Source organism: Aeromonas sp. OTU364 (assembly GCF_038440395.1).
Taxonomy (GTDB): domain Bacteria; phylum Pseudomonadota; class Gammaproteobacteria; order Enterobacterales; family Aeromonadaceae; genus Aeromonas.
Genome location: NZ_JASATR010000044.1, coordinates 1 through 260 on the forward strand (window position 1 = coordinate 1; position 260 = coordinate 260).

The window sequence follows — 260 nt, forward strand, 5'->3', positions numbered from 1 at the left end:
GGGGTGGTGAAAGCGAGCACTACCTGGCGGGCCCGTATTGGCAGCCCGGAAGCGCCTGGCAGGCCCATGGTGGATGGCCCGCAAATTGCCATGGTGGTGGGCCCGGAGGGGGAGGAGATTTACTGCGACGAGCACGGCCGGGTGAAGCTGCAATTCCCCTGGGACCGCTATGGCAGCTCCAACGACCAGAGCTCCTGCTGGGTGCGAGTCAGCCAGGGCTGGGCGGGGGGTCAATACGGCATGATGGCCATCCCGCGCAT

1 pseudogene is annotated in these 260 nt (G+C 66.5%); it reads left to right on the forward strand.

The features are described from left to right. A pseudogene (locus AAHB08_RS21115) lies at nt 1-260 on the forward strand (type VI secretion system tip protein VgrG); the annotation flags it as partial.